The 19,541-nt window shown below is 64.6% G+C and carries 21 protein-coding genes; 12 read left to right on the plus strand and 9 right to left on the minus strand.

Features of this window, described 5'->3' with window-relative positions; translation table 11 throughout:
- Both AWB83_RS04520 and AWB83_RS04525 read left to right on the plus strand, forming a co-directional pair.
- Positions 1–633 (plus strand): UdgX family uracil-DNA binding protein, encoded by a 633-nt coding sequence (locus AWB83_RS04520; RefSeq protein ID WP_087043040.1) that lies wholly within the window; start codon positions 1–3, stop codon positions 631–633.
- Complete coding sequence (locus AWB83_RS04525; RefSeq protein ID WP_087043041.1) at positions 633–1,022, plus strand: DUF3175 domain-containing protein; 390 nt, start codon at positions 633–635, stop codon at positions 1,020–1,022. Before AWB83_RS04520 ends, AWB83_RS04525 begins: the two co-directional genes overlap by 1 nt.
- A gap of 81 nt (positions 1,023–1,103) precedes the next feature.
- Here the strand turns inward: AWB83_RS04525 and AWB83_RS35965 are convergent, their stop codons facing one another.
- Complete coding sequence (locus AWB83_RS35965) at positions 1,104–1,286, minus strand: hypothetical protein (RefSeq protein WP_143750010.1); 183 nt, start codon at positions 1,284–1,286, stop codon at positions 1,104–1,106.
- Between the two features lie 239 nt (positions 1,287–1,525).
- Between AWB83_RS35965 and AWB83_RS36710 the strand changes: the two genes are divergently transcribed.
- The 3 genes from AWB83_RS36710 to AWB83_RS04535 all read left to right on the plus strand — a co-directional run bounded on the left by AWB83_RS36710 (position 1,526) and on the right by AWB83_RS04535 (position 3,549).
- A complete protein-coding gene (locus AWB83_RS36710) occupies positions 1,526–1,693 on the plus strand; it encodes a hypothetical protein (protein ID WP_167389065.1) in 168 nt (55 codons plus the stop codon).
- 83 nt (positions 1,694–1,776) lie between these two features.
- Positions 1,777–3,057: a PQQ-dependent sugar dehydrogenase gene (locus AWB83_RS04530; RefSeq protein WP_244197581.1), complete on the plus strand. Its 1,281-nt coding sequence runs from the start codon at positions 1,777–1,779 to the stop codon at positions 3,055–3,057.
- Positions 3,058–3,549, plus strand: coding sequence for a hypothetical protein (locus tag AWB83_RS04535; protein ID WP_087043042.1), 492 nt, complete (start codon positions 3,058–3,060; stop codon positions 3,547–3,549). It abuts the gene before it with no gap.
- A gap of 7 nt (positions 3,550–3,556) precedes the next feature.
- Here AWB83_RS04535 and AWB83_RS04540 read toward each other — a convergent pair whose 3' ends face one another.
- Together AWB83_RS04540 and AWB83_RS04545 are read right to left on the minus strand one after the other, a co-directional pair.
- Positions 3,557–5,758 carry a hybrid sensor histidine kinase/response regulator family protein gene (locus AWB83_RS04540; RefSeq protein ID WP_374729074.1) on the minus strand — a complete coding sequence of 734 codons (2,202 nt, stop codon included), beginning with the start codon at positions 5,756–5,758 and terminating at the stop codon, positions 3,557–3,559.
- Positions 5,759–5,998: 240 nt separating this feature from the next.
- Positions 5,999–7,201: an ammonium transporter gene (locus tag AWB83_RS04545; protein ID WP_087043159.1), complete on the minus strand. Its 1,203-nt coding sequence runs from the start codon at positions 7,199–7,201 to the stop codon at positions 5,999–6,001.
- Positions 7,202–7,521: 320 nt separating this feature from the next.
- Here AWB83_RS04545 and AWB83_RS04550 point away from each other — a divergent pair, with 320 nt between their 5' ends.
- Positions 7,522–8,325 carry a crotonase/enoyl-CoA hydratase family protein gene (locus tag AWB83_RS04550; RefSeq protein ID WP_087043043.1) on the plus strand — a complete coding sequence of 268 codons (804 nt, stop codon included), beginning with the start codon at positions 7,522–7,524 and terminating at the stop codon, positions 8,323–8,325.
- A gap of 13 nt (positions 8,326–8,338) precedes the next feature.
- Positions 8,339–8,989 (plus strand): phosphoribosyltransferase, encoded by a 651-nt coding sequence (locus tag AWB83_RS04555; RefSeq protein ID WP_087043044.1) that lies wholly within the window; start codon positions 8,339–8,341, stop codon positions 8,987–8,989.
- Here the strand turns inward: AWB83_RS04555 and mdeB are convergent.
- Complete coding sequence (gene mdeB, locus AWB83_RS04560; protein ID WP_087043045.1) at positions 8,986–11,700, minus strand: alpha-ketoglutarate dehydrogenase; 2,715 nt, start codon at positions 11,698–11,700, stop codon at positions 8,986–8,988. The genes AWB83_RS04555 and mdeB overlap by 4 nt on opposite strands.
- Positions 11,701–11,840: 140 nt before the next feature.
- Here mdeB and AWB83_RS04565 point away from each other — a divergent pair, with 140 nt between their 5' ends.
- From AWB83_RS04565 to AWB83_RS04575, 3 genes are all read left to right on the plus strand, one after another.
- A complete protein-coding gene (locus AWB83_RS04565; RefSeq protein ID WP_087043046.1) occupies positions 11,841–12,371 on the plus strand; it encodes an Lrp/AsnC family transcriptional regulator in 531 nt (176 codons plus the stop codon).
- Between the two features lie 159 nt (positions 12,372–12,530).
- Complete coding sequence (locus AWB83_RS04570) at positions 12,531–13,343, plus strand: mechanosensitive ion channel family protein (RefSeq protein WP_087043047.1); 813 nt, start codon at positions 12,531–12,533, stop codon at positions 13,341–13,343.
- 82 nt (positions 13,344–13,425) lie between these two features.
- Complete coding sequence (locus AWB83_RS04575) at positions 13,426–13,590, plus strand: FmdB family zinc ribbon protein (RefSeq protein ID WP_087043048.1); 165 nt, start codon at positions 13,426–13,428, stop codon at positions 13,588–13,590.
- Positions 13,591–13,605: 15 nt separating this feature from the next.
- Here AWB83_RS04575 and AWB83_RS04580 read toward each other — a convergent pair whose 3' ends face one another.
- From AWB83_RS04580 to AWB83_RS35970, 5 genes are all read right to left on the minus strand, one after another.
- A complete protein-coding gene (locus AWB83_RS04580) occupies positions 13,606–14,508 on the minus strand; it encodes a LysR family transcriptional regulator (protein WP_087043049.1) in 903 nt (300 codons plus the stop codon).
- Positions 14,509–14,678: 170 nt separating this feature from the next.
- A complete protein-coding gene (locus AWB83_RS04585) occupies positions 14,679–15,362 on the minus strand; it encodes a methyltransferase family protein (protein WP_087043050.1) in 684 nt (227 codons plus the stop codon).
- A gap of 16 nt (positions 15,363–15,378) precedes the next feature.
- On the minus strand, positions 15,379–16,143 hold the full coding sequence (locus AWB83_RS04590; RefSeq protein ID WP_087043160.1) for a ParA family protein: 765 nt from the start codon (positions 16,141–16,143) through the stop codon (positions 15,379–15,381).
- Positions 16,144–16,389: 246 nt separating this feature from the next.
- Complete coding sequence (locus tag AWB83_RS04595; RefSeq protein WP_087043051.1) at positions 16,390–16,899, minus strand: DUF1269 domain-containing protein; 510 nt, start codon at positions 16,897–16,899, stop codon at positions 16,390–16,392.
- Positions 16,900–16,958: 59 nt separating this feature from the next.
- Positions 16,959–17,192 carry a hypothetical protein gene (locus AWB83_RS35970; RefSeq protein WP_143750011.1) on the minus strand — a complete coding sequence of 78 codons (234 nt, stop codon included), beginning with the start codon at positions 17,190–17,192 and terminating at the stop codon, positions 16,959–16,961.
- A 158-nt stretch (positions 17,193–17,350) separates the two neighbouring features.
- Here AWB83_RS35970 and AWB83_RS04605 point away from each other — a divergent pair, with 158 nt between their 5' ends.
- Positions 17,351–18,649, plus strand: a complete 1,299-nt coding sequence (locus AWB83_RS04605; RefSeq protein WP_087043161.1) for an L-fuconate dehydratase — start codon at positions 17,351–17,353, stop codon at positions 18,647–18,649.
- The gene (locus tag AWB83_RS04610; RefSeq protein ID WP_087043053.1) at positions 18,637–19,512 is read left to right on the plus strand and encodes an ATP adenylyltransferase family protein; all 876 of its coding nucleotides are present in this window, start codon (positions 18,637–18,639) and stop codon (positions 19,510–19,512) included. The genes AWB83_RS04605 and AWB83_RS04610 overlap by 13 nt, the downstream gene beginning before the upstream one ends.
- The last annotated feature ends 29 nt before the right edge of the window (positions 19,513–19,541 follow it).

Consider the following 19,541-nt stretch of genomic DNA (forward strand, 5'->3'; position numbering starts at 1 on the left):
ATGGCGACGAAGCAACCCGGCGTCGAACCGGATCAGGCGCCCGCATCGCTCGACGAATGCAGGCGCTGCGCGCTCTGGAAAGACGCGACGCAGGCGGTGCCCGGCAAGGGGCCGCGTCATGCGCCGCTGATGATCGTCGGCGAGCAGCCTGGCGATCAGGAAGACCTGCAGGGCAAGCCCTTCGTCGGCCCCGCGGGCGCGTTGCTCGATCGCGCGCTCGTCGAGGCCGGCGTCGCGCGCAAGGAAGTGTATGTGACCAACGCGGTCAAGCATTTCAAATGGGAGCCGCGCGGCAAGCGGCGCATGCACAAGACGCCCGCGCAGCGCGAGATCGACGCGTGCCATTACTGGCTCGACCGCGAGACCGGCGATATCGCGCCGAAAGTGATCGTCGCGCTCGGCTCGACCGCGCTCAAGTCCGTGCTGCGCAATTCGAAGGCGACGCTACAGGCGTCGATGGGACAGGCGATCGAGCACGAAGGCCACGCAGTCGTCGCGACCTATCATCCGTCGTTCGCGTTGCGCGCGCCGGACCCGGAAACGCGCGAGAAGGCGTACAAGGCCATCGTCGATGCGTTGCGCGAGGCACATCGGCTCGCCGCGCATCATCGCAAGGAGCATGAGGAAAGGTAATGACAACGACCCGCAAGACCACGCAGACGGCAACGCGCAAGACCGGCGCCGGCAAGCGGCCCAGCACGCGGCAACGACACGCGCTCGCTGGCAACCGCAAGAAACCCGAGCGATCCACGCACCGCTGGTCGCATCACGTCATGGAGACGAGCGACGCGATGGACGTCGAGCACGACATCTTCAAGACGGGCAGCGCCCAGGAAATCGCCGATTCGCTCAAGCGCTCGTCGACGCGCAGCACGCGCCGAAAGGGCACGCCGTTCCAATCGGCGATGTCGATGCTCAACTTCTATATCAATCGCGCGGGACGCAATCTGCCGAAATCGCGCAAGAGCACGCTGGAACGCGCGAAGAAGCGTTTGCGCGAAGCGTTCGGCCGCAAGCCCTGAATCGCTTTTTCGCTCTGAAAACGGACGCGCGGCCTCGCGTGAGCGAGACCGCGCGTTGCTTCCTCCACTTCTCCAGGACGATCAAGGTTGACGCTGACCGCCCTGATGCTGTGGCAGCGGCTGATTCTGCTGCCGCTGGCCGGTCTGCTGACCTTGCTGCGGTTGCCCCGTTGACCTTTCTTGTTGGCCGTGCTGTCCGTGCGATTTGTTTGATTGATTCGGCATCGACGGCTGGTTGCCCGTTTGCTTTTGGTTTCCGCTCATAAATCCCTCCTGGCCTGGTCGTCGCGCACTGCGCGGTGACATCTGCAGTGGTAAAAAGCCGCGGCTCACGCCGCGTAACGAGACAAGCATCCCGCGTACCAGCACGGATGTGCGCATCGGCGGTCGTTCGCGCTCCACGCCATGAAAAAAATGCCAGGCCGCTGCAAGCCTTGCAAGCCGATGAGGAACGCCGCTTGCTTCCCGCTTGCTTCCCTTCAACGACGACGAAGGAGACGACGATGGCGCAACAACCCCCTCTCAATCCCGGCGACGAAGCCGAACCCGGCGTGCCCGGCACGGGTGAAGATCTTTGTCCGGACTGCAACGGCTCCGGCAAGCTCGACGGCGCCGACTGCAAAACCTGCGGCGGTACGGGCAAGGTAACGCAAGGCATCGGCGGCGGCTGATCGGTCGACCGTTACCGCTGCCCTTCATCCGTCGGGAGTCACGCTTGAAAAAACCGGTGAAAGAACTTGCGCACGTGGTCGCCATCGCGCTGCTGCTCACGAGCGGCGCAACGGTGGCCGCCGACTACGCGGCCGGCTTCGGCCCGAATCCCGAGTTGCCCGCGCCGCACAAGGCGCTGATGCCGACCGTGAGCATCGCCCCGGCAAAGCCTTGGCAGCAAGGAGAAAAGCCCGACGCGGCGGCAGGCTTTAACGTGACGGCGTTCGCCGCGGGGCTCGATCATCCGCGCTGGCTCGCGACGCTGCCGAACGGGGACGTGCTCGTCGCCGAAAGCAATGCGCCTGAGCAGCATGACGAAAGCGCCGGCATCAAGGGCTTCGTGATGAAGAAGCTGATGAAGCGCGCGGGCGCTGCCGTCGCGAGTCCGAACCGCATCGTGCTGCTGCGCGATGCCGATGGAGACGGCGTCGCCGAAACGCGCGCGGTGTTCATCGACAAGCTGCATTCGCCCTTCGGCATGGCGCTCGTCGGCGACGAACTCTATGTTGCGGATACCGACGCGATCATGCGCTTCAAGTACGAATCCGGCGCGACGCACATCATGACACCCGGCGAGAAGTTCATGGACCTGCCCGCCGGGCCGATCAACCATCACTGGACCAAGAACATCATCGCGAGCCGCGACGGCAAAAAGCTCTATGTGACCGTCGGCTCGAACAGCAACGCGGCGGAGAACGGCATCGACGCGGAAAACGGGCGCGCGGCGATCATGGAAGTGGACATCGACACGAAGCAGTCGCGCCTGTTCGCCACCGGTTTGCGCAATCCCAACGGCATGTCGTGGCAGCCGCAAAGCGGCGCGCTCTGGACCGTCGTGAACGAGCGCGACGAACTGGGCAACGATCTCGTGCCGGACTATCTGACTTCGGTGAAAGACGGCGGGTTCTATGGGTGGCCCTACAGCTACTATGGTCAGCATGTCGACGAACGCGTGAAGCCGCAGCGCGCGGATCTCGTGGAATCGGCGATTCTGCCCGACTATGCGCTCGGAGCGCACACCGCGTCGCTCGGGCTCACGTTCTACGACGGCAACGCTTTTCCGGAGCGCTACCGTAACGGTGCGTTCATCGGTCAGCACGGTTCATGGAACCGCAAGCCGAGAAGCGGCTATAAGGTCGTGTTCGTGCCCTTCGAGAACGGCAAGCCCGCGGGGCCGCCCGAGGACATCCTGACGGGCTTTCTGTCGCCGGATGGCCACGCGCGCGGACGTCCCGTCGGCGTCGCCGTGGATCATGCGGGCGGCCTGCTCGTCGCCGACGATGTCGGCAACGCCGTATGGCGGGTCGCGCCCGCCGCGAAGTGAATGGCCGCGCGCAAGCCGAAGCGCGGGCCGCCGAGCCTCTTCGCGCTCGCGGAGCGGCAGATCGTCGGGCTTTACGATGCGGGCGTGATGTCGCCCGCGGTGCTGCATCACGTCGTCGCGGCATATGCGGATAGCGGCATCGACTGGAACGAGGAAGGCACGCTGCACACCGTGGATGGCCATACGGTGCAGGAAGCGGTCGTGATCGTGATGATGCCCGGGCGCGCGTTGAAGGGCGCGCGGAAGGATTTCCTCTCGGTCGTCGAGCATCTCACCGGCGCGCAACGGCCCGCCGGAGACGAAGACGATGCCGACAAAGCCGAAGTCGAAGACGATGAAGACTTGCTGAGTCAGCTAAGCGGCGATGGCCCGCGCTCGAAGGCGCGCGCCGCGAAGAAGAGCACGCAGGCAGCGGAGCCGCGGGAACCGAAGCGCGCGGGCTTCAATCCGCTCGTCGGCGCGCGAGCGGTGCGCGGGCAAGGCAAACGTTGATCGCGGATCAATGCGGCATGCCGGGCGCGATCAGATCGAGGAGATCGTCCATGTTGAACGGCTTCGCGAGAATCGGCACGCCGAGATGCTTCGCGCGTTCCAGCTCGTCCGCGTAACCCGTCATCAGGACGAGCCGCTGCGACGGCAGCCGCTTCATGATCTGCTCGGCCAGATCGATGCCGTTCATGCGGCCGGGCATCTGCACGTCGGTGAGCACCAGATCGAAGCTGTAGCCCTCGCCCAATAGCGCAAACGCCGCGTCCGCGCTTTCTTCGTGATGCACCGCGCAGCCGAACACTTCGAGCACCGCCATCACGCCCGCCGCGACATCCACGTTGTCCTCGACGAGCAGTACCGACATGCCGCCCAACGGATGCGCTTCGTCGGTCGCGGCTGTCATGGTTCCGGTAGCGGGCACGAACGCCTGCGTCTTCACCTCGGCCTTCGGGACGCTCGGCGCCGGTCCATGGTGACGCGGCAGATAGAGGCGAACCGTCGTACCCGAAGCCGGGACGCTCGTGATGCGCGCCGTGCCGCCCGCCTGCTCGCAAGCGGCGAGCACCTGGGCGAGACCGAGGCCCGTACCCGCGCCGCGCACCTTCGTCGTGAAGAGCGGTTCGAACGCGCGCCGCAACGTCTGTTCGCTCATGCCCTCGCCGTTGTCGGTGATCGAGATGAGCACGTATTCGCCATCGGGGATATCGGTTTCCGCGCCGCGCACGCGCGCGTTCTGGCAGCGGATCACGACGCGTCCGCCATGCGGCATCGCCTCGTTCGCGTTCAGGGCGACGTTCACGAGCGCGAGTTCCAGCTCGACGGGATCGGCCATCACGCTCCACAGATCCGGCGACAGTTCCAGCGTCACCGAAACGGACGGATGCACCGACGTCCTCACGAGCTCGAGCACGCTTCGCAGCCATGCGGCGGGATCGATCAGATCCTGCTTGAGCGGCTGTTTGCGGGCGACGCTCATCAGACGGCGCGCGAGCGATTCGGCGCCGGCGGTCGCGCGCTCCACCGCGAGCACTTCGCTTTCGACGCCGTTGAAGTGCTTGCGCCGCGCGAGCTCCATGTTCGATGCGACCACCATCAGCAGATTATTGAAGTCGTGCGCGACGTTCGCGACGAGATTGCCGAGGGCGCCCATGCGCCGCAACTGGCGGCTCGACGCCTCGACGGAAAGGCGCGTCGCGACCTCGGCCTGCCAGTGTTCCCACGCGGCCTGCTCCGCATTCAGGCGGCGGATCGAGAACGCGATCAGCAGCCACACGGCGATGCACGGCACCAGCGCGATCGCCGCGACGAGCGCGAGATTGTCGCGCCAGCGCGTTTGGATCGCGGAAACCGCATAGCCGGTCGCGACGTAGAGCGGATAGTCGCCCACGCGCCGGAAAGCGAGCAGCCGCTCGACATGATCGATGCTCGAGCTCATGCGTATGCGGCCGAAGAGCTCGTTGTTTCGAAACGCATCGATGAACGGCGTGTTCCTTGCAAGCTGCGCGCTTTCCGTACTCGCGGGATAGCGCGCGAGTATGCCGCCGTCGCGGCGATAAAGCCCGATGACGACTGCGCGATCGCCCGCCACGAGTTCGCGATAGAAGTCGACGAAATAGCTGCGCTTCAACGCGATCGACACGACGCCGAGAAACTGCCCGTCACGGCCGATGCGGCCCATCGTGGTGGTGAAGACATCCGAGCGCGCGACCTTGCCGCGCAAGGGCAAGGAGAAGTAGGTGACGGGCGCGACGGCGCGCGCGGATTGAAAGTCGTCGCGCTCGGCGATCGACACGGACGGCGCGGGATAGTAGCGGCTGTTCGCGAGCAGGCTGCCGGTTTTGCCGAACACGGAGATCGCTGCGATTTGCGCGAACGAGCCGTCCATGTCGTCGAGGGTGCGGTGCAGCGCGTCCTCGCCATTGCGGATGGTGGCGTCGTCGCGATCGCCGAGCATTTCGACGATGCGCGTCTCCAGTTGCTGATTCAGATCGATGACCTTCAGCGCGTGCTCGTTCGCCACGCGCGTGAGACGCTCGGTGAGCTCCTGGGCGTCGGCGAAGCGGCGCTGCAGATCGTAGTAGCCGTAGATGCAAAGGCACGCGAGCGGAATCACGATCGACGCGGCCAGGACGAGCAGCAGCATCTTTCGCATCGAGGCGAAATTGCGGGCGGGCAGCGGCAGATCGAATGTCGCGGTCTCGGTGGAGTCCACGCGTTGCGCCTCCGGGGATGTCGACCGGTATATCGTAACCGGCGCACGCTCGTTGGAGCCTTGATGTACGCCGGGCCGGGCCGGGCATTCTCGGTCAATGCGGCAGGCGCGTCAATCGGGGGCCGGCTTTGCAAGCGGCTTCAGCGAAGTGTGTGCCTGGGGCGGGAGGTTTTTTTTGGGGGAGTTTGCCTGGGGTTTCGTGGAAAGAACAAGCGCACCACCCCCGAACCCCAACCCCTTTCACCCCGCCATCTCCCTCTCCGGCGTAGCTGAAATCCGATGAATCGCGAGATCCGCCCCATTGAATTCCTCCTCGCGATCGAGCCGCAATCCTACCGTCATCTTGATCGCGCCATACACCGCCGCGCCGCCGGCAAGCGCCAGCACCACCGCACCGAAGGTGCCAAGCACCTGCGACCAGATCGACACGCCCCCGATCCCGCCGAGCACCTTCTGCCCGAAAATGCCCGCCGCAATGCCGCCCCATGCGCCGCACAGGCCATGCAACGGCCACACGCCGAGCACATCGTCGATGCGCCAGCGGTTCTGCACGCACGTGAACATCTGCACGAAAAGCACACCCGCCACCGCGCCGACGATCAACGCGCCAAGCGGATGCATCAGGTCCGAGCCCGCGCACACCGCAACGAGCCCCGCAAGCGGCCCGTTATACGTGAAGCCCGGATCGTTGCGTCCCGCGAACCACGCGGCAAGCGTGCCGCCGACCATCGCCATCAGCGAGTTCACGGCGACGAGGCCGCTGATCTTGTCGATCGTCTGCGCACTCATCACGTTGAAGCCGAACCAGCCCACCGCCAGCACCCACGCGCCCAGCGCGAGAAACGGAATGCTCGAAGGCGGATGCGCCGCGATACGCCCATCCTTGTGGTAGCGCCCATGGCGCGGCCCGAGAAGCAGCACCGCAGGCAGCGCAACCCAGCCGCCGAACGCATGCACCACCACCGAACCCGCGAAGTCATGGAACGGCGCGCCGAACGCCTGCGCAAGCCACGCCTGAATGCCGAAGCGCTCGTTCCACGCGATGCCTTCGAGCAGCGGATAGATGAACCCGACGATCACGCAAGTCGCGAAGAGCTGCGGATTGAACTTCGACCGCTCTGCGATGCCGCCCGACACGATGGCCGGAATCGCCGCCGCGAACGTCAGCAGGAAAAAGAAGCGCACGAGCGCATAGCCGTTGTGCTCGGCCAGAATGTCGGCGCTGTGCATGAACTCCACGCCGTACGCAATGTTGTAGCCGATGAAGAAGTACGCGAGCGTCGACACCGCGAAGTCCACCAGGATCTTCACGAGCGCGTTCACCTGATTCTCGCGGCGCACGGTGCCGAGTTCGAGAAACGCAAAACCCGCATGCATCGCGAGCACCATTGCGGCGCCCAGCAGCAGAAAAAGAGTATCGGTTCCGGATTGGAGTGCCTGCATGTTCGAGCGGTCGAGTCTGAAAAGGCGCTCGTTTTGCAAGTTCCGGGCCAAGTTGGCGCAACGGGCATCGAAACGGTGCGAACGTCAGGCGACGCGCGGCAGAGCGTGGTGCAACGTGCTCCGGAATCGGTCAACGCGCTTCGTTCGATTCTGGTGCAATGCCCCGTAGTGTTGCATCTCATGCACCGTTTTCGAGCTATTTATTTCGTTACGAAGGCAAATTGAAGGCTATCAGCAAGCCCGCGGCATGCCCGATCGCGGTGCACTTGCACGCCGCGCGGCGAGTATCCTGAAGGCAGTCGTGCAAGAAGGAGCGATCGATGTCCCCTGACGTCGTGTATCTCGGCGATTACGTGCGCATGGAACCGCTTGCGCACGATCCGCGCGTCGTCACGGTCGTGCTCGATCGGCCCGGGCGCCGCAATGCGGTGGATCGCAATATCGCCGATGCCCTGCGCGAAGCGTTCGAGCGTTTCGACGCAAACGATGCGCTGTCGGTCGCGGTGCTCTGGGGTGCGGGCGGCACGTTCTGCGCGGGCGCGGATCTGAGCGCGCTCAACGACGACGCGCGTCGCAACGAAATCCATCCCGACGGCAGCGGCCCCGGTCCAATGGGGCCGACACGCCTCACGCTCGGCAAACCCGTGATCGCAGCAATCGCGGGACACGCGGTAGCCGGCGGACTCGAACTCGCGGCGTGGTGCGATCTGCGCGTGATCGAGGAAAACGCCGTGCTGGGCGTGTTCTGCAGGCGCGTCGGCGTACCGCTCATCGACGGCGGCACGATACGGCTGCCGCGTCTCATAGGCATGTCGCGTGCGCTGGATCTGATACTCACCGGGCGCGCCGTCGATGCGCGCGAGGCGCTCGCAATCGGCCTCGCCAATCGCATCGCGCCGCCAGGCCGAGCGCGCGCCGTGGCCGAGACGCTCGCCTGCGAGCTGGCCGCGCTGCCGCAAGCCGCGTTGCGCGCGGATCTGCGTTCGGTGCACGACAACGCATTCGACGGCGATATCGCCCACGCGCTTCGGCGCGAAGGCGCAAACGGCCATGACGCGGTATTCGACGAAGGTCTCGACGGCGCCGCGCGCTTCGTGTCGCGCGACTCACGCGCCGGAGGCTGAAAGGAAACGGAGCATGAACTCTACGTTCGAAAACCGAAGGGAAGCGGGACGAGAGCTCGCGCGGCATCTCCACGAGTATGCGGACCGCGACGACGTCATCGTGCTCGCGCTGCCGCGCGGCGGCGTGCCGGTCGCGTTCGAAGTGGCCCGCGCGCTCGGGGCGCCGCTCGATGTGCTCGTCGTGCGCAAGCTCGGCGTGCCCGTGCAGCCGGAACTGGCGATGGGCGCGATCGCATCGGGCGGCGCATTCTTTCTCGACGAGCGCATCGTCGACTATGCGGGCGTCGCGAAAGACGAGCTCGAGCGCGTGATCGCACGCGAGCGCGCCGAACTCGAACGGCGAGAGAAGCTGTATCGCGGCTCACGGCCGCCGCTCGACGTGAACGGGCGCGTGGCGATCGTCGTCGACGACGGCATGGCGACCGGCGCGACCATGAAAGCCGCGGCCATGTCGCTGCGTCACGCGCATCCGGCGAAGATCGTGGCCGCGCTGCCGGTGGCGCCGCTCGATTCCGAAGCGCGCGTCGAAGACGTCGTCGACGAATTCGTCTGCGTGATGCGCCCGCATCGCTACTTCGGCGTCGGCCAGTTCTATCTCGACTTCGATCAGACCAGCGACGACGAAGTGCGCGAGCTGCTCGACACAGCGCGCAGGAATGCCTAGCGCGACCAGGGCGCGTCGCCCGGCTCCTGCGTCCTGCCGTATTTCCCGCGCGCCGCCTTGAGCACCGTCTTGTCGATGACGCCTTCATCAACGAGCGATTTCAGCGCCGCGATGACGATCGACACGCGATCCACTTCGAAGAACTCGCGCAACGACTGACGCGTATCGCTGCGCCCGAACCCATCGGTGCCGAGCGTGACATAGCGACGCGGCACGTATGCGCGAATCAGTTCCGGCACCGCGCGCACGTAATCCGTCGCGGCGATCACGGGACCGCGTGATTCCTCCAGCGCGCGCGTGACGAACGGCGTCGGCGCATCGTCGTCGCTCAGACGTGCGAGCCGCTCGGATGCCGCGCCATCGCGATGCAACTCCGTATAGCTCGTCACGCTCCATACGGCGGCATCGATGTTCCAGTCGTTCTTCAGCATCGCGCGCGCGGCGATCGCTTCGTTGAGGATCGCGCCCGAGCCGAGCAGTTGCACTTGCGCATCGTCACCGGATGCATCGCCGATGCGATAGATGCCGCGCAGAATGCCCTCGCGCGTTTGCGCATCCAGTGAGCCATTCGGCGCAGACGGCTGCGCGTAGTTCTCGTTGGTCACGGTGACGTAGTAGAACACGTCGTTCTGGCGCTCGAGCATCTCCTGCATGCCTTCATCGACGATCGCCGCGACCTCGTATGCGAACGCGGGATCGTAAGCGCGGCAGTTCGGAATCGTCGATGCGACGAGATGGCTCGTGCCGTCCTGGTGCTGCAAGCCCTCGCCGCCGAGCGTCGTGCGCCCCGACGTCGCGCCGATGAGAAAACCGCGCGAGCGTTGATCGGCCGCCGCGAAAATCAGATCGCCGATGCGCTGGAAGCCGAACATCGAATAGTAGATATAGAACGGCAGCATCGGCAGGTCGTGCACGCTGTAGGACGTCGCCGCCGCGATCCACGAAGACACCGCGCCCGCCTCCGAAATGCCTTCTTCCAGAATCTGTCCGCGCGTGTCCTCCCGGTAATAGAGCATCGAGCCCATGTCCTCCGGCTCGTATAACTGGCCGAGCGGCGAGTAGATGCCCACTTGCCTGAAGAGATTGGCCATGCCGAAGGTGCGCGCCTCGTCCGCGACCACGGGCACGACCCGGGATCCGAGCGTCGCGTCCTTCAGCAGGCTGCCGAGCATGCGCACGAAGGCCATAGTCGTGGACATCTCCTTGCCGGATGCATCCAGCGCGAACTGGCCCCACGTGGTCAGCGCGGGCGGCGTGATGCCTTGCGATGCCTTCGCGCGACGGCGCGGCAGATAGCCGCCCAGCGCCGCACGGCGTTCGTGGAGATAGCGCATCTCGGGCGCGTCGTCGGCGGGTTTGCAGAACTTCAGCTGCTCGACGTCTTCATCCGACAGCGGTAGGCGGAAGCGATCGCGGAACGCCTTGAGATCGTCGAGATCGAGCTTTTTCTGCTGATGCGTCGTCATGCGGCCCTGACCCGCCGTGCCCATGCCGAAGCCCTTCATCGTCTTGGCGAGGATCACGGTCGGCTGGCCCTTGTGCGCGAGCGCCTTCGCATAGGCCGCATGCAGCTTGCGCACGTCGTGGCCGCCACGGCGCAGGCGGTCGATGTCTTCATCCGACATGTGCGCCACGAGCGCGGCCAGCTCAGGATTCTGGCCGAAGAAGCGTTCGCGGTTGTAGCGGCCGTCGTTGGCCGAGAAGGTCTGGAACTGCCCGTCGACGGTATGCGCGAACGCGCGCAGCAAGGCATTGGCGTGGTCGCGCGCAAACAGTGCGTCCCAGTCCGAGCCCCACAGCACCTTGATGACGTTCCAGCCCGCCCCCGTAAATTGCGCTTCCAGTTCGTCGACGATGCGCCCGTTGCTGCGCACGGGGCCATCCAGCCGCTGCAGATTGCAGTTGATGACGAACACCAGGTTGTCGAGCTGCTCGCGCGCCGCGAGCGACAACGCGCCGATCGACTCGGGCTCGTCCATCTCGCCGTCGCCGAAGAAGCCCCACACCTTGCGGCCTTCCGTGCGCAGCAGATTGCGGTTCTGCAGATAGCGCATGAAGCGCGCCTGATAAATCGAGTTGATCGGGCCGATGCCCATCGAACCCGTCGGGAATTGCCAGAAGTCGGGCATCAGCCACGGATGCGGATACGAGCACAAGCCCGGCCCCGCGATCTCGCGACGATAGTGGCGCAGATGCTCCTCATCGAGAAAACCTTCGAGAAACGCGCGCGCGTACACGCCCGGCGACGAATGCGGCTGAAAGTAGACGATATCACCGCCGTTATTCGCATCGGCCGCGCGAAAGAAATGATTGAAGCCGACCTCGAACAGATCCGCCGCCGACGCATAGCTCGCGATATGGCCGCCCAGTTCGCCGTAGGCGCGGTTCGCGCGCACGACCATCGCGAGCGCGTTCCAGCGCAACACGGCAGCGAGCCTTTCCTCGATGTCGAGATTGCCCGGATAAGGCGGCTGCTGCGCGAGGGGAATCGTGTTCGCGTAAGGCGTCGCGCGCGCCCGCGCCGATTCGACGCCCACCGAGAGCGCGTGCTCGGCGAGCCGGTCGAAGAGATACTGTGCCCGCTCGCGGCCGACGTGCGCGACGACTCCATCGAGCGCCTCCAGCCATTCGGCGGTTTCGCCGGGGTCGACGTCCTCCCGTCCCTTGGCAATGGAAAGAAGCTGGCTGGTTCCGCTCGATAAATCCGTCATGGCGCGACTCCGTTCTGGCTTATGGGATGTGTTCAAGCATATCCACGGATGCGCAGAATGTGCGTCTCATTTGGCTCTTTTCGCGCTTTGCGATAGTGTATTTATTCTTTGAAAATGCCCCAATCCGGAATCTTTCGACTATGACGGCAAACGCCAAGCAGCGCCTCGACCGCACCGACATCGGCATCCTCAACCAGTTGCAGCAAAACGCGCGCATTACCAACTCGGAGCTCGCGCGCGCCGTGAATCTCTCTCCGACGCCCTGCTTCAATCGCGTGCGGGCCCTGGAAAAAGCCGGACTTTTCAAGCAGCACGTCACCTTGCTCAATCCGGAAGCGCTCGGCTTGAGCATCAACGTCTTCATTCAGGTCAGTCTGGAAAAGCAGATCAAGGATGCGCTCGCGCGTTTCGAGCAGGCGATCAGCGAGCGCCCCGAAGTGATGGAGTGTTATCTGATGACGGGAGACGCCGACTATCTGTTGCGCGTCGTGCTGCCCGATGTGGCCGCGCTCGAGCGCTTCATCCTGGAACGGCTCACGACCCTGCCCGGCGTCTCCAACATCCGCTCGAGCTTCGCGTTGAAGCAGGTGCGCTACAAGACCGCGCTGCCCTTGCCCGCATCCGGCCTCACCCTGCCCGACCCGAACGCCGACGGGGCCGAATGGACATGATCGTTTCGCCAATGCGGTCGACCCTTCCGGTCAAGTCAAACATGGGTGTAAATCTTGCGATGATGCGCCGCGTCGCCTATAACTCGTGTGGCCCCATGCGGCATGTTTTCCCGGCTTAACGTGTTCCTTTGAGCGAAGTGCCACGCGAGCGAGAAAGACATGAACCTCGATACCGTACGTGTTTTCATCATGACCCGCGGCGTCGACTTCGCGATCATGGTGATCGGCGCGATCGCGTTATGGATCATCGGGCGCTGGCTCATCAATCTCGTCACCGGCGCGATGCGCAGGCTCCTTGCGCGCAACGGCCGCGTCGATCCGACGCTTGCGCACTATCTCGGCTCGATCGTCGGCGTCATTCTCAATCTGCTGCTCGTCCTCGCGATTCTGCAGATCTTTGGCGTTCAGACCACATCCTTCGCCGCGCTGCTCGCCGGTCTCGGTCTCGCCATCGGCACCGCGTGGGGCGGGCTGCTCGCGCATTTCGCGGCCGGCGTGTTCATGCAGGTGCTGCGCCCCTTCAAGGTGGGCGACTTCGTGACGGCGGGCGGGGTAACCGGCACGGTCACCGAAGTGGGCCTCTTCGGCACGACCATCACGACGCCCGACAACGTCGCGGCCATCATCGGCAACAACAAGATCTTCTCCGACACCATCTGGAACTTCAGCATGCTGCCGCATCGGCGCGTCGAGCTGACGGCGAAGATCGCGAACGGCGTCGATCCGCTCGACGCCATCGCGCGGCTGAAGGATGCCGTCGCGAAGATACCGAACGTCGCGACGAGCCCGCCGCCGGATGTCGAAGTGCTGTCATTCACGCCCGAAGGGCCGCTTCTGTGCGTGCGGCCTTACACCAATACCAACGATTACTGGCAGGTCTACTTCGACACCAACCGCGCGATCATCGAAACCTTCAAGGAAGCCGGCTATCCGACGCCGGAAACGCCGGTCGTGCGCCGCGTGGCAGCCTGACGTCCCTGCACGATCGCTGAACTAGAATGGGTGAAGCCGGCGCGTCTCGCGCCGGATCAACGGTCGCGCTCGGGAGGATGCCATGCCGACTTATCAGTACCGTTGCCAGGATTGCGGCGAGACTTTCGAGCATGCGGAGCACATCGCCGAGCATGCGACGGCGCAGCTCAAATGCCCCAAATGCGGCAGCGAAAAGGTTGCGCACGCACCGGCGCCGTTCGTCGCGAAGACATCGAAGAAGAGCTGATCGCCCGCGCGCGGCTCAGGCCGCGCGAAACCTGACCTCGTGCGGTGGCAGGCCGCCCAGGCGCGACGCGATGTGGTCGATGAACGCGCGCAGGCGCGGTGCTTCGTGACGGCTCGGCGGCCACAGGATCTGGAACGTTCCTTCCGTTCTCGTATGCGCGCCGAGCACCGCGCGCAGCAGGCCGCCTTCCATCGCGCTCTTCGCGACGAAATCCGGCACGCACGCGAGGCCCAGGCCGGAGATGCACGCAGCGAGCACCGCTTCCATGTCGTTGAACGTGAGCGCCGCGTGCGGATCGATGGCGAAGGTGTGATCGTCGCGCGCAAAGCGCCAGGGCTCGGGACGGCCGCTCACCGGGGAACGGAAGCGGATGCACGCGTGACCTTCGAGATCCTCGGGCGTCGCGGGTTCGCCATGTCCTGCGAAGTACGCGGGCGAACCCACCACGACCGGCCCGTATTGCGCGAGCGGGCGGGCGAGCAATTGCGAATCGGCGAGGCGTCCCGTGCGGATCACGGCGTCGTAGCCTTCCTGCGTGACGTCGACGAGGCGGTCGCTGAAATCGATATCCAGTTCGATGTCGGGATAGCGCCGCCTGAACTCCGGAACGAGCGGCAACAGCAGACGGCTGCCGAGCGACGGCGCGCTGATGCGCAATCGGCCGCGCGGCGACGATGTCGAATGGAACAAGTCGTTTTCCGCGTCTTCCAGATCAGCGAGCATGCGCTTGCAACGGGCAAAGAAGCGCGCGCCTTCGTGCGTGAGGCCGATTCTGCGCGTCGTGCGGTTGAGCAGCTGCACGCCGAGCTTCGCTTCGAGCCGCATCACGCTCTTGCCCACCGCCGACGCCGACAGCCCGAGCGAGCGCCCCGCCGCCACGAAACTGCCCGTCTCCGCCGCGCGCACGAACGCGACCATGCCGGAGAGGCTTTCGGTAGTTGGGGATCCATGCGCTACATGCGGCGGCTGGGAGGGAGCGGTCGTCATAGGCGTCATCCGGCGAGAACGGGAGGCGCGAGGGAATGCGCCCGTCTTCTGCATGAACGTCCGGGCAGCGGTTTTATTCCCGATCGTCATGCAGCAAGCGGTTACCAGACGAACGGCACGAGGCGGTAACGCACGCGTTGCGCGTATTCGGCATAGCCTTCCAGGTGCGCGATGAGCTCGCGCTCTTCCATCTCCGTGCGCCAGACGAGCCCTGCGAGCAGCAGCGCCGAAGCGGCGAGCCCCCACCACGAGCCGAGCACGAGCGCGCTCGCGGGGATCATGATGCCGGCGGCGGCATAGAGCGGATGACGCACGACCGCATACGGCCCGCTCGATACGACGTGATGCCCGCGCTCCTTCTGTATCTTCACGACGGGCGCGAGAAACGTGTTCTCGAGAAACACGCGCGCGACCAGCCAGAACGACACGGCGACGAGCGCGGAGCCGACCGATGCGAGCCAGAGCGGCATGACGGACCAGCGGAAGCGTACGGCGTCGAGGCCCATCAGCGCGAGCCACGCGCACCAGAGCACGCCCATCACGACGAGGAAGACCTTGTCCCAGAACGGCTGATCCGGCTGCATCGGCGAGCGCATGCGTTCGGCGAGCAGCGCGGGATCGCGTCGGGCGATGAGCACGGTGACCGCGCCGCCGCCGCCGAACATCAGGATCATCCACGCCCAGCCCGCGCCCCATTCCAGCGTGCCGGCCGAGCCGAACAGCAGCGCGACGAACACGACGGCTTCGACGATGATTGCGATTGCAACTTTCGACGTGACCGACATGGCGGGACGTGGCGCGTCAGCCGTTCAGTTCCTCGTGCAGCGCCAGATACTCCTGCGCGAGCTTGTGACGCGGTTCGAGGTAGATGATCGGGCGGGCGTGCTGATGGCTCTCGCGGATTTTGACGGAGAGTGACAGATGCGAGTTGAGCACGGGCAGATCCTCGCCGCGCAGTTCATCGACGAGTTGCTGCGGCAGGCTCGCGCGCGGCTGAAACTGGTTGATGACGATGCCCTCGACGCTCAGATCGGGATTGTGATCGTGGCGGATTTCCTGGACGTTATCGAGCACGGAATAGAGGGCGCGGCGCGAGAAGTCGTCGCAATCGAAGGGGATGAGGCAGCGCTCGACTGCGATCAGCGCGGAGCGCGTGAAGAAGTTGAGCGCGGGTGGCGTGTCGATATAGACGGCGTCGTAGTTGTCCAGGTTTTTCAGCGCGTCGCGCAGCTTGTAGATCTTGTAGCGCGATTCGAGCTTGCTTTGCAGCGCCTCCAGATTCGGATGCGACGGCACGATGTCGAGATTTTCGAACGGCGTCGAATGAATGAAGGTCTCGAACGCGGGCTCGCGAAAGCTGTAGCTCAGTGCGGATTCGAAGAAACTCGCGAGATTCGGCTGCGCATCGCGGGCTTTGGCGCCGAGCAGATACTGGCTCGCGTTGCCTTGCGGATCGAGGTCGATGACGAGCGTGCGCAGGCCGCGGGAGGCGCTGATCGCGGCAAGATTGCAGACGATGGTGGACTTGCCCACGCCACCTTTTTGATTGAAGACCACTCGGCGCATCGGCTTATTCATTCCTCGGTTTTTGAACGGTCGTTTTTTTAAGCTTTCCGCTTGGTTGATCGGGGCTTGGGGTGTGATCTTAGCGCATCAAAATGATGTGGATTTTTTGTGGGGTTTTTTGTGGGGTGGGGAGCTTGTTTTCGTGTCGGTCTATTAGCGTTGCCCCTGTGCGGGGCAGTGCTAATAGACCACAAAGAAATCAGGATTCCACGAAAGAACAAGCAAGCAAACGACCCAAAACCACAATCAAGGAAAAGCAGGAATAGTAGGATCGACCCCTTCGACATCCGCCTCAGGATGATGCCCCTTGACCAGCACTTCGATCTCCTCGACCCGATCCTTCGGCACATCGACCATCATCAGCAACTCGCCCTCTTCGATGGCATGCTCGAAGCGCCGCAGGCGCGTGTTCGGAATCCCCACGCCGATCATCGTCGCGGCCCAGGCGCCGAATCCCATGCTCGCGAGCGTCATGCAGACCACCGCCCCGCCGGCAATCGTCAACCCCGCCGGCGGAAACGCCATCGCCACCAGCCCGGCGAGCGCACCCGTCACGCCACCGGCAGCCGTACCGCGCGCGAGCGCCGGCAACAGATCCGTGCGTTGAACCAGCGTGGCTTGCGGCAAATCCTCAAGCGGCTCATGAGGCCGCGCGAGCACATGAATATGCCGCCATTCGATCCGCTTCAAAAGCAGTTCGTCGATGATCCCTCTTGCGCTCGCCACGTCGGGCAGCAGGAAATAGATGCGCCTCATGTCGCACCTCCACATCGGATCTTCATAAATCCAATATAGACGACCCGGACAGGAACGCTTCAGCGCGCCCGCAAAGGCTTACGTTTGTCAGACAGCCCACCGCTCCCATCGAAGAAATAGATGCGCTCGCATACGGCAATCTTGTCGATCATCATGCCGGATTCCATCGCCCGATTGACGATCGCCACGCGCGACGCCTGCGCGACCGCGTCGATGGGACTGCCGCGCGCCGAACCCTGCGAGGCAATACGCGATAAGGATCGGCGGCAGGCCGCTTTCGTCGATGTCTCCACGCCGCCCTTGATTTCGCACTAACATGCTAGCGTGCCTGGAGGCAAAACCCGCATTGTCAATGTCATGAGCCCGGCGCATCGCAGCGCGTCGGAACTGCGCAAAAGCCTCCGTGAAAACCCTTTACGAAGCCGTCACGCCACCTTTCGAGGAGATGAACATGACTACCATCACGAAGCTCTCCGTGCGCGATATCCGCTTTCCCACCTCACGTTCGCTCGACGGCTCCGATGCAATGAACGCCGCGCCCGATTACTCCGCGGCCTACGTGATACTCGAAACCGATGCGCCGGGGCTCGCCGGTCATGGCCTCACGTTCACGATCGGGCGCGGCACCGAAGTCGTCGTCGCGGCGGTGGAGGCGCTCGCGCCGCTCGTCGTCGGCAGGAAGATCGAGGACATCGCCGCGGACATGGGCGGCTTCTGGCGCGCCTTCACGTCCGACAGTCAGTTGCGCTGGATCGGTCCGGAAAAAGGCGTCATCCATCTCGCAACCGCGGCCGTGGTCAACGCCGTGTGGGATCTGTGGGCGAAGTTCGAGAAGAAGCCCGTGTGGAAGCTGCTCGCCGACATGAGCCCGGAAGAGCTCGTGCGCTGCCTCGACTTCCGCTATGTGACCGACGCCATCACGCCGTCCGAAGCGCTTGCGTTGCTGAAGCGTCTCGAAGCCACGCGCGGCGAGCGCGAAAAGGAAATGCTCGCGCAGGGCTTTCCCGCCTACACGACATCGGCAGGCTGGCTCGGCTACGACGACGACAAGATCCGCCGCCTCGCGCGCGAAGGCGTCGCTCAGGGGTGGACGCACTTCAAGCAGAAGGTCGGCGGCAACCTGGAGGAAGACATCCGCCGCGCGCGCATTCTGCGCGAGGAAATCGGCCCAGACCGCAAGCTGATGATGGACGCGAACCAGGTCTGGGAAGTCGATGAAGCCATCGCGAACATGCGCCGTCTCGCGGAGTTCGATCCGTGGTGGATCGAAGAGCCGACGAGCCCCGACGACGTGCTCGGCCACGCAGCCATCCGCAAGCGTCTCGCGCCGATGATCGGCGTCGCAACCGGCGAGCATTGCCAGAACCGCGTGATCTTCAAGCAATTGCTGCAGGCCGGAGCGATCGACTTCTGCCAGATCGACAGCTGTCGTCTCGGCGGATTGAACGAAGTGCTCGTCGTCGTGCTGATGGCCGCGAAGTTCGGCGTGCCGGTCTGCCCGCATGCGGGCGGTGTGGGCTTGTGCGAATACGTGCAGCATATTTCGCTGTTCGACTACATCTGCGTGTCGGGGTCGCTTGAGAATCGCGTGCTCGAATATGTCGATCATCTCCACGAGCACTTTCTCGATCCGGTGGTCATCAGGAACGGGCGCTACATGCCGCCGCAAGCGCCCGGCTACAGCATCGAGATGCATGCCGCATCGCTCGCTCGATTCGAGTTCGGCAAAGGAGAAGCATGGCGCGCATGAATGCCCCGTCATGGCAGGACGTGGTGACGCAGACCGAGCACGCGCTTGCGTGCGGCGCGCTGCGTTCCTTCGACACCGTGCAGAGCGTGATCGAAGACGGCGGCGTGCGCTTTCTCGTGCGGCAGGCAGCGAACCTCGCGCGCAAGGAAGAGGCGTCGAAGCTCGCGGAAAAATCGGCGGCGGACGCGGCAAGCGCCTGGCGCGACCCGTTCTCGCCGTGCGAGGCGTCATTGCGTGTCGGCGATATCGGCGAGCGGCACTTTCTGCTGCTCAACAAGTTCAATGTGTTCGCGCATCATCTGCTCATCGTGACGACGGACTTCGAGCCGCAGGAGTCCCTCATCGACGAGGACGATTTCGCCGCGCTCTTCGCCTGCCTCGATCGCTTCGACGGTCTCGGTTTCTACAACGGCGGCGCAGTCGCCGGATCGAGCCAGCCACACAAGCATCTGCAGATGGTGCCGCTGCCGCTCGAAGGCCATGCGCTGCCGGTCGCGCCGTTCATCGAAGCCGCGCGCACGAGCGGCGTCTTCCGGGCGCCGCAGCTTGCATTCACGCACGCGGCGGCCTGGCTCGGCGGCGATGACGCGGCACACGTGCATGCAACCTATCTGCGACTGTTGAAAGCGATCGGCGTGCAGCCGCTCGACGTCGCGGGCGTCGCGCACCAAAGCGCGCCTTACAACCTGCTCGTCACGCGCCGCTGGATGCTCGCGGTGCCGCGCGGCGTGTCGCATGTCGAAGGCGTCGCCGTGAATGCGCTCGGCTTCGCGGGCTCGCTGTTCGTGCGCGACGGCGCCCAGCGCCGCGTCGTCGAAACGCGCGGGCCGATGAAACTGCTTGCAGATGCAACTATCTCTTGAAATCGGCCGCGGCGACCCGCATGTCGGCT

Origin of the sequence: Caballeronia ptereochthonis (assembly GCF_001545075.1) — a bacterium.
Lineage (GTDB): Bacteria > Pseudomonadota > Gammaproteobacteria > Burkholderiales > Burkholderiaceae > Caballeronia > Caballeronia ptereochthonis.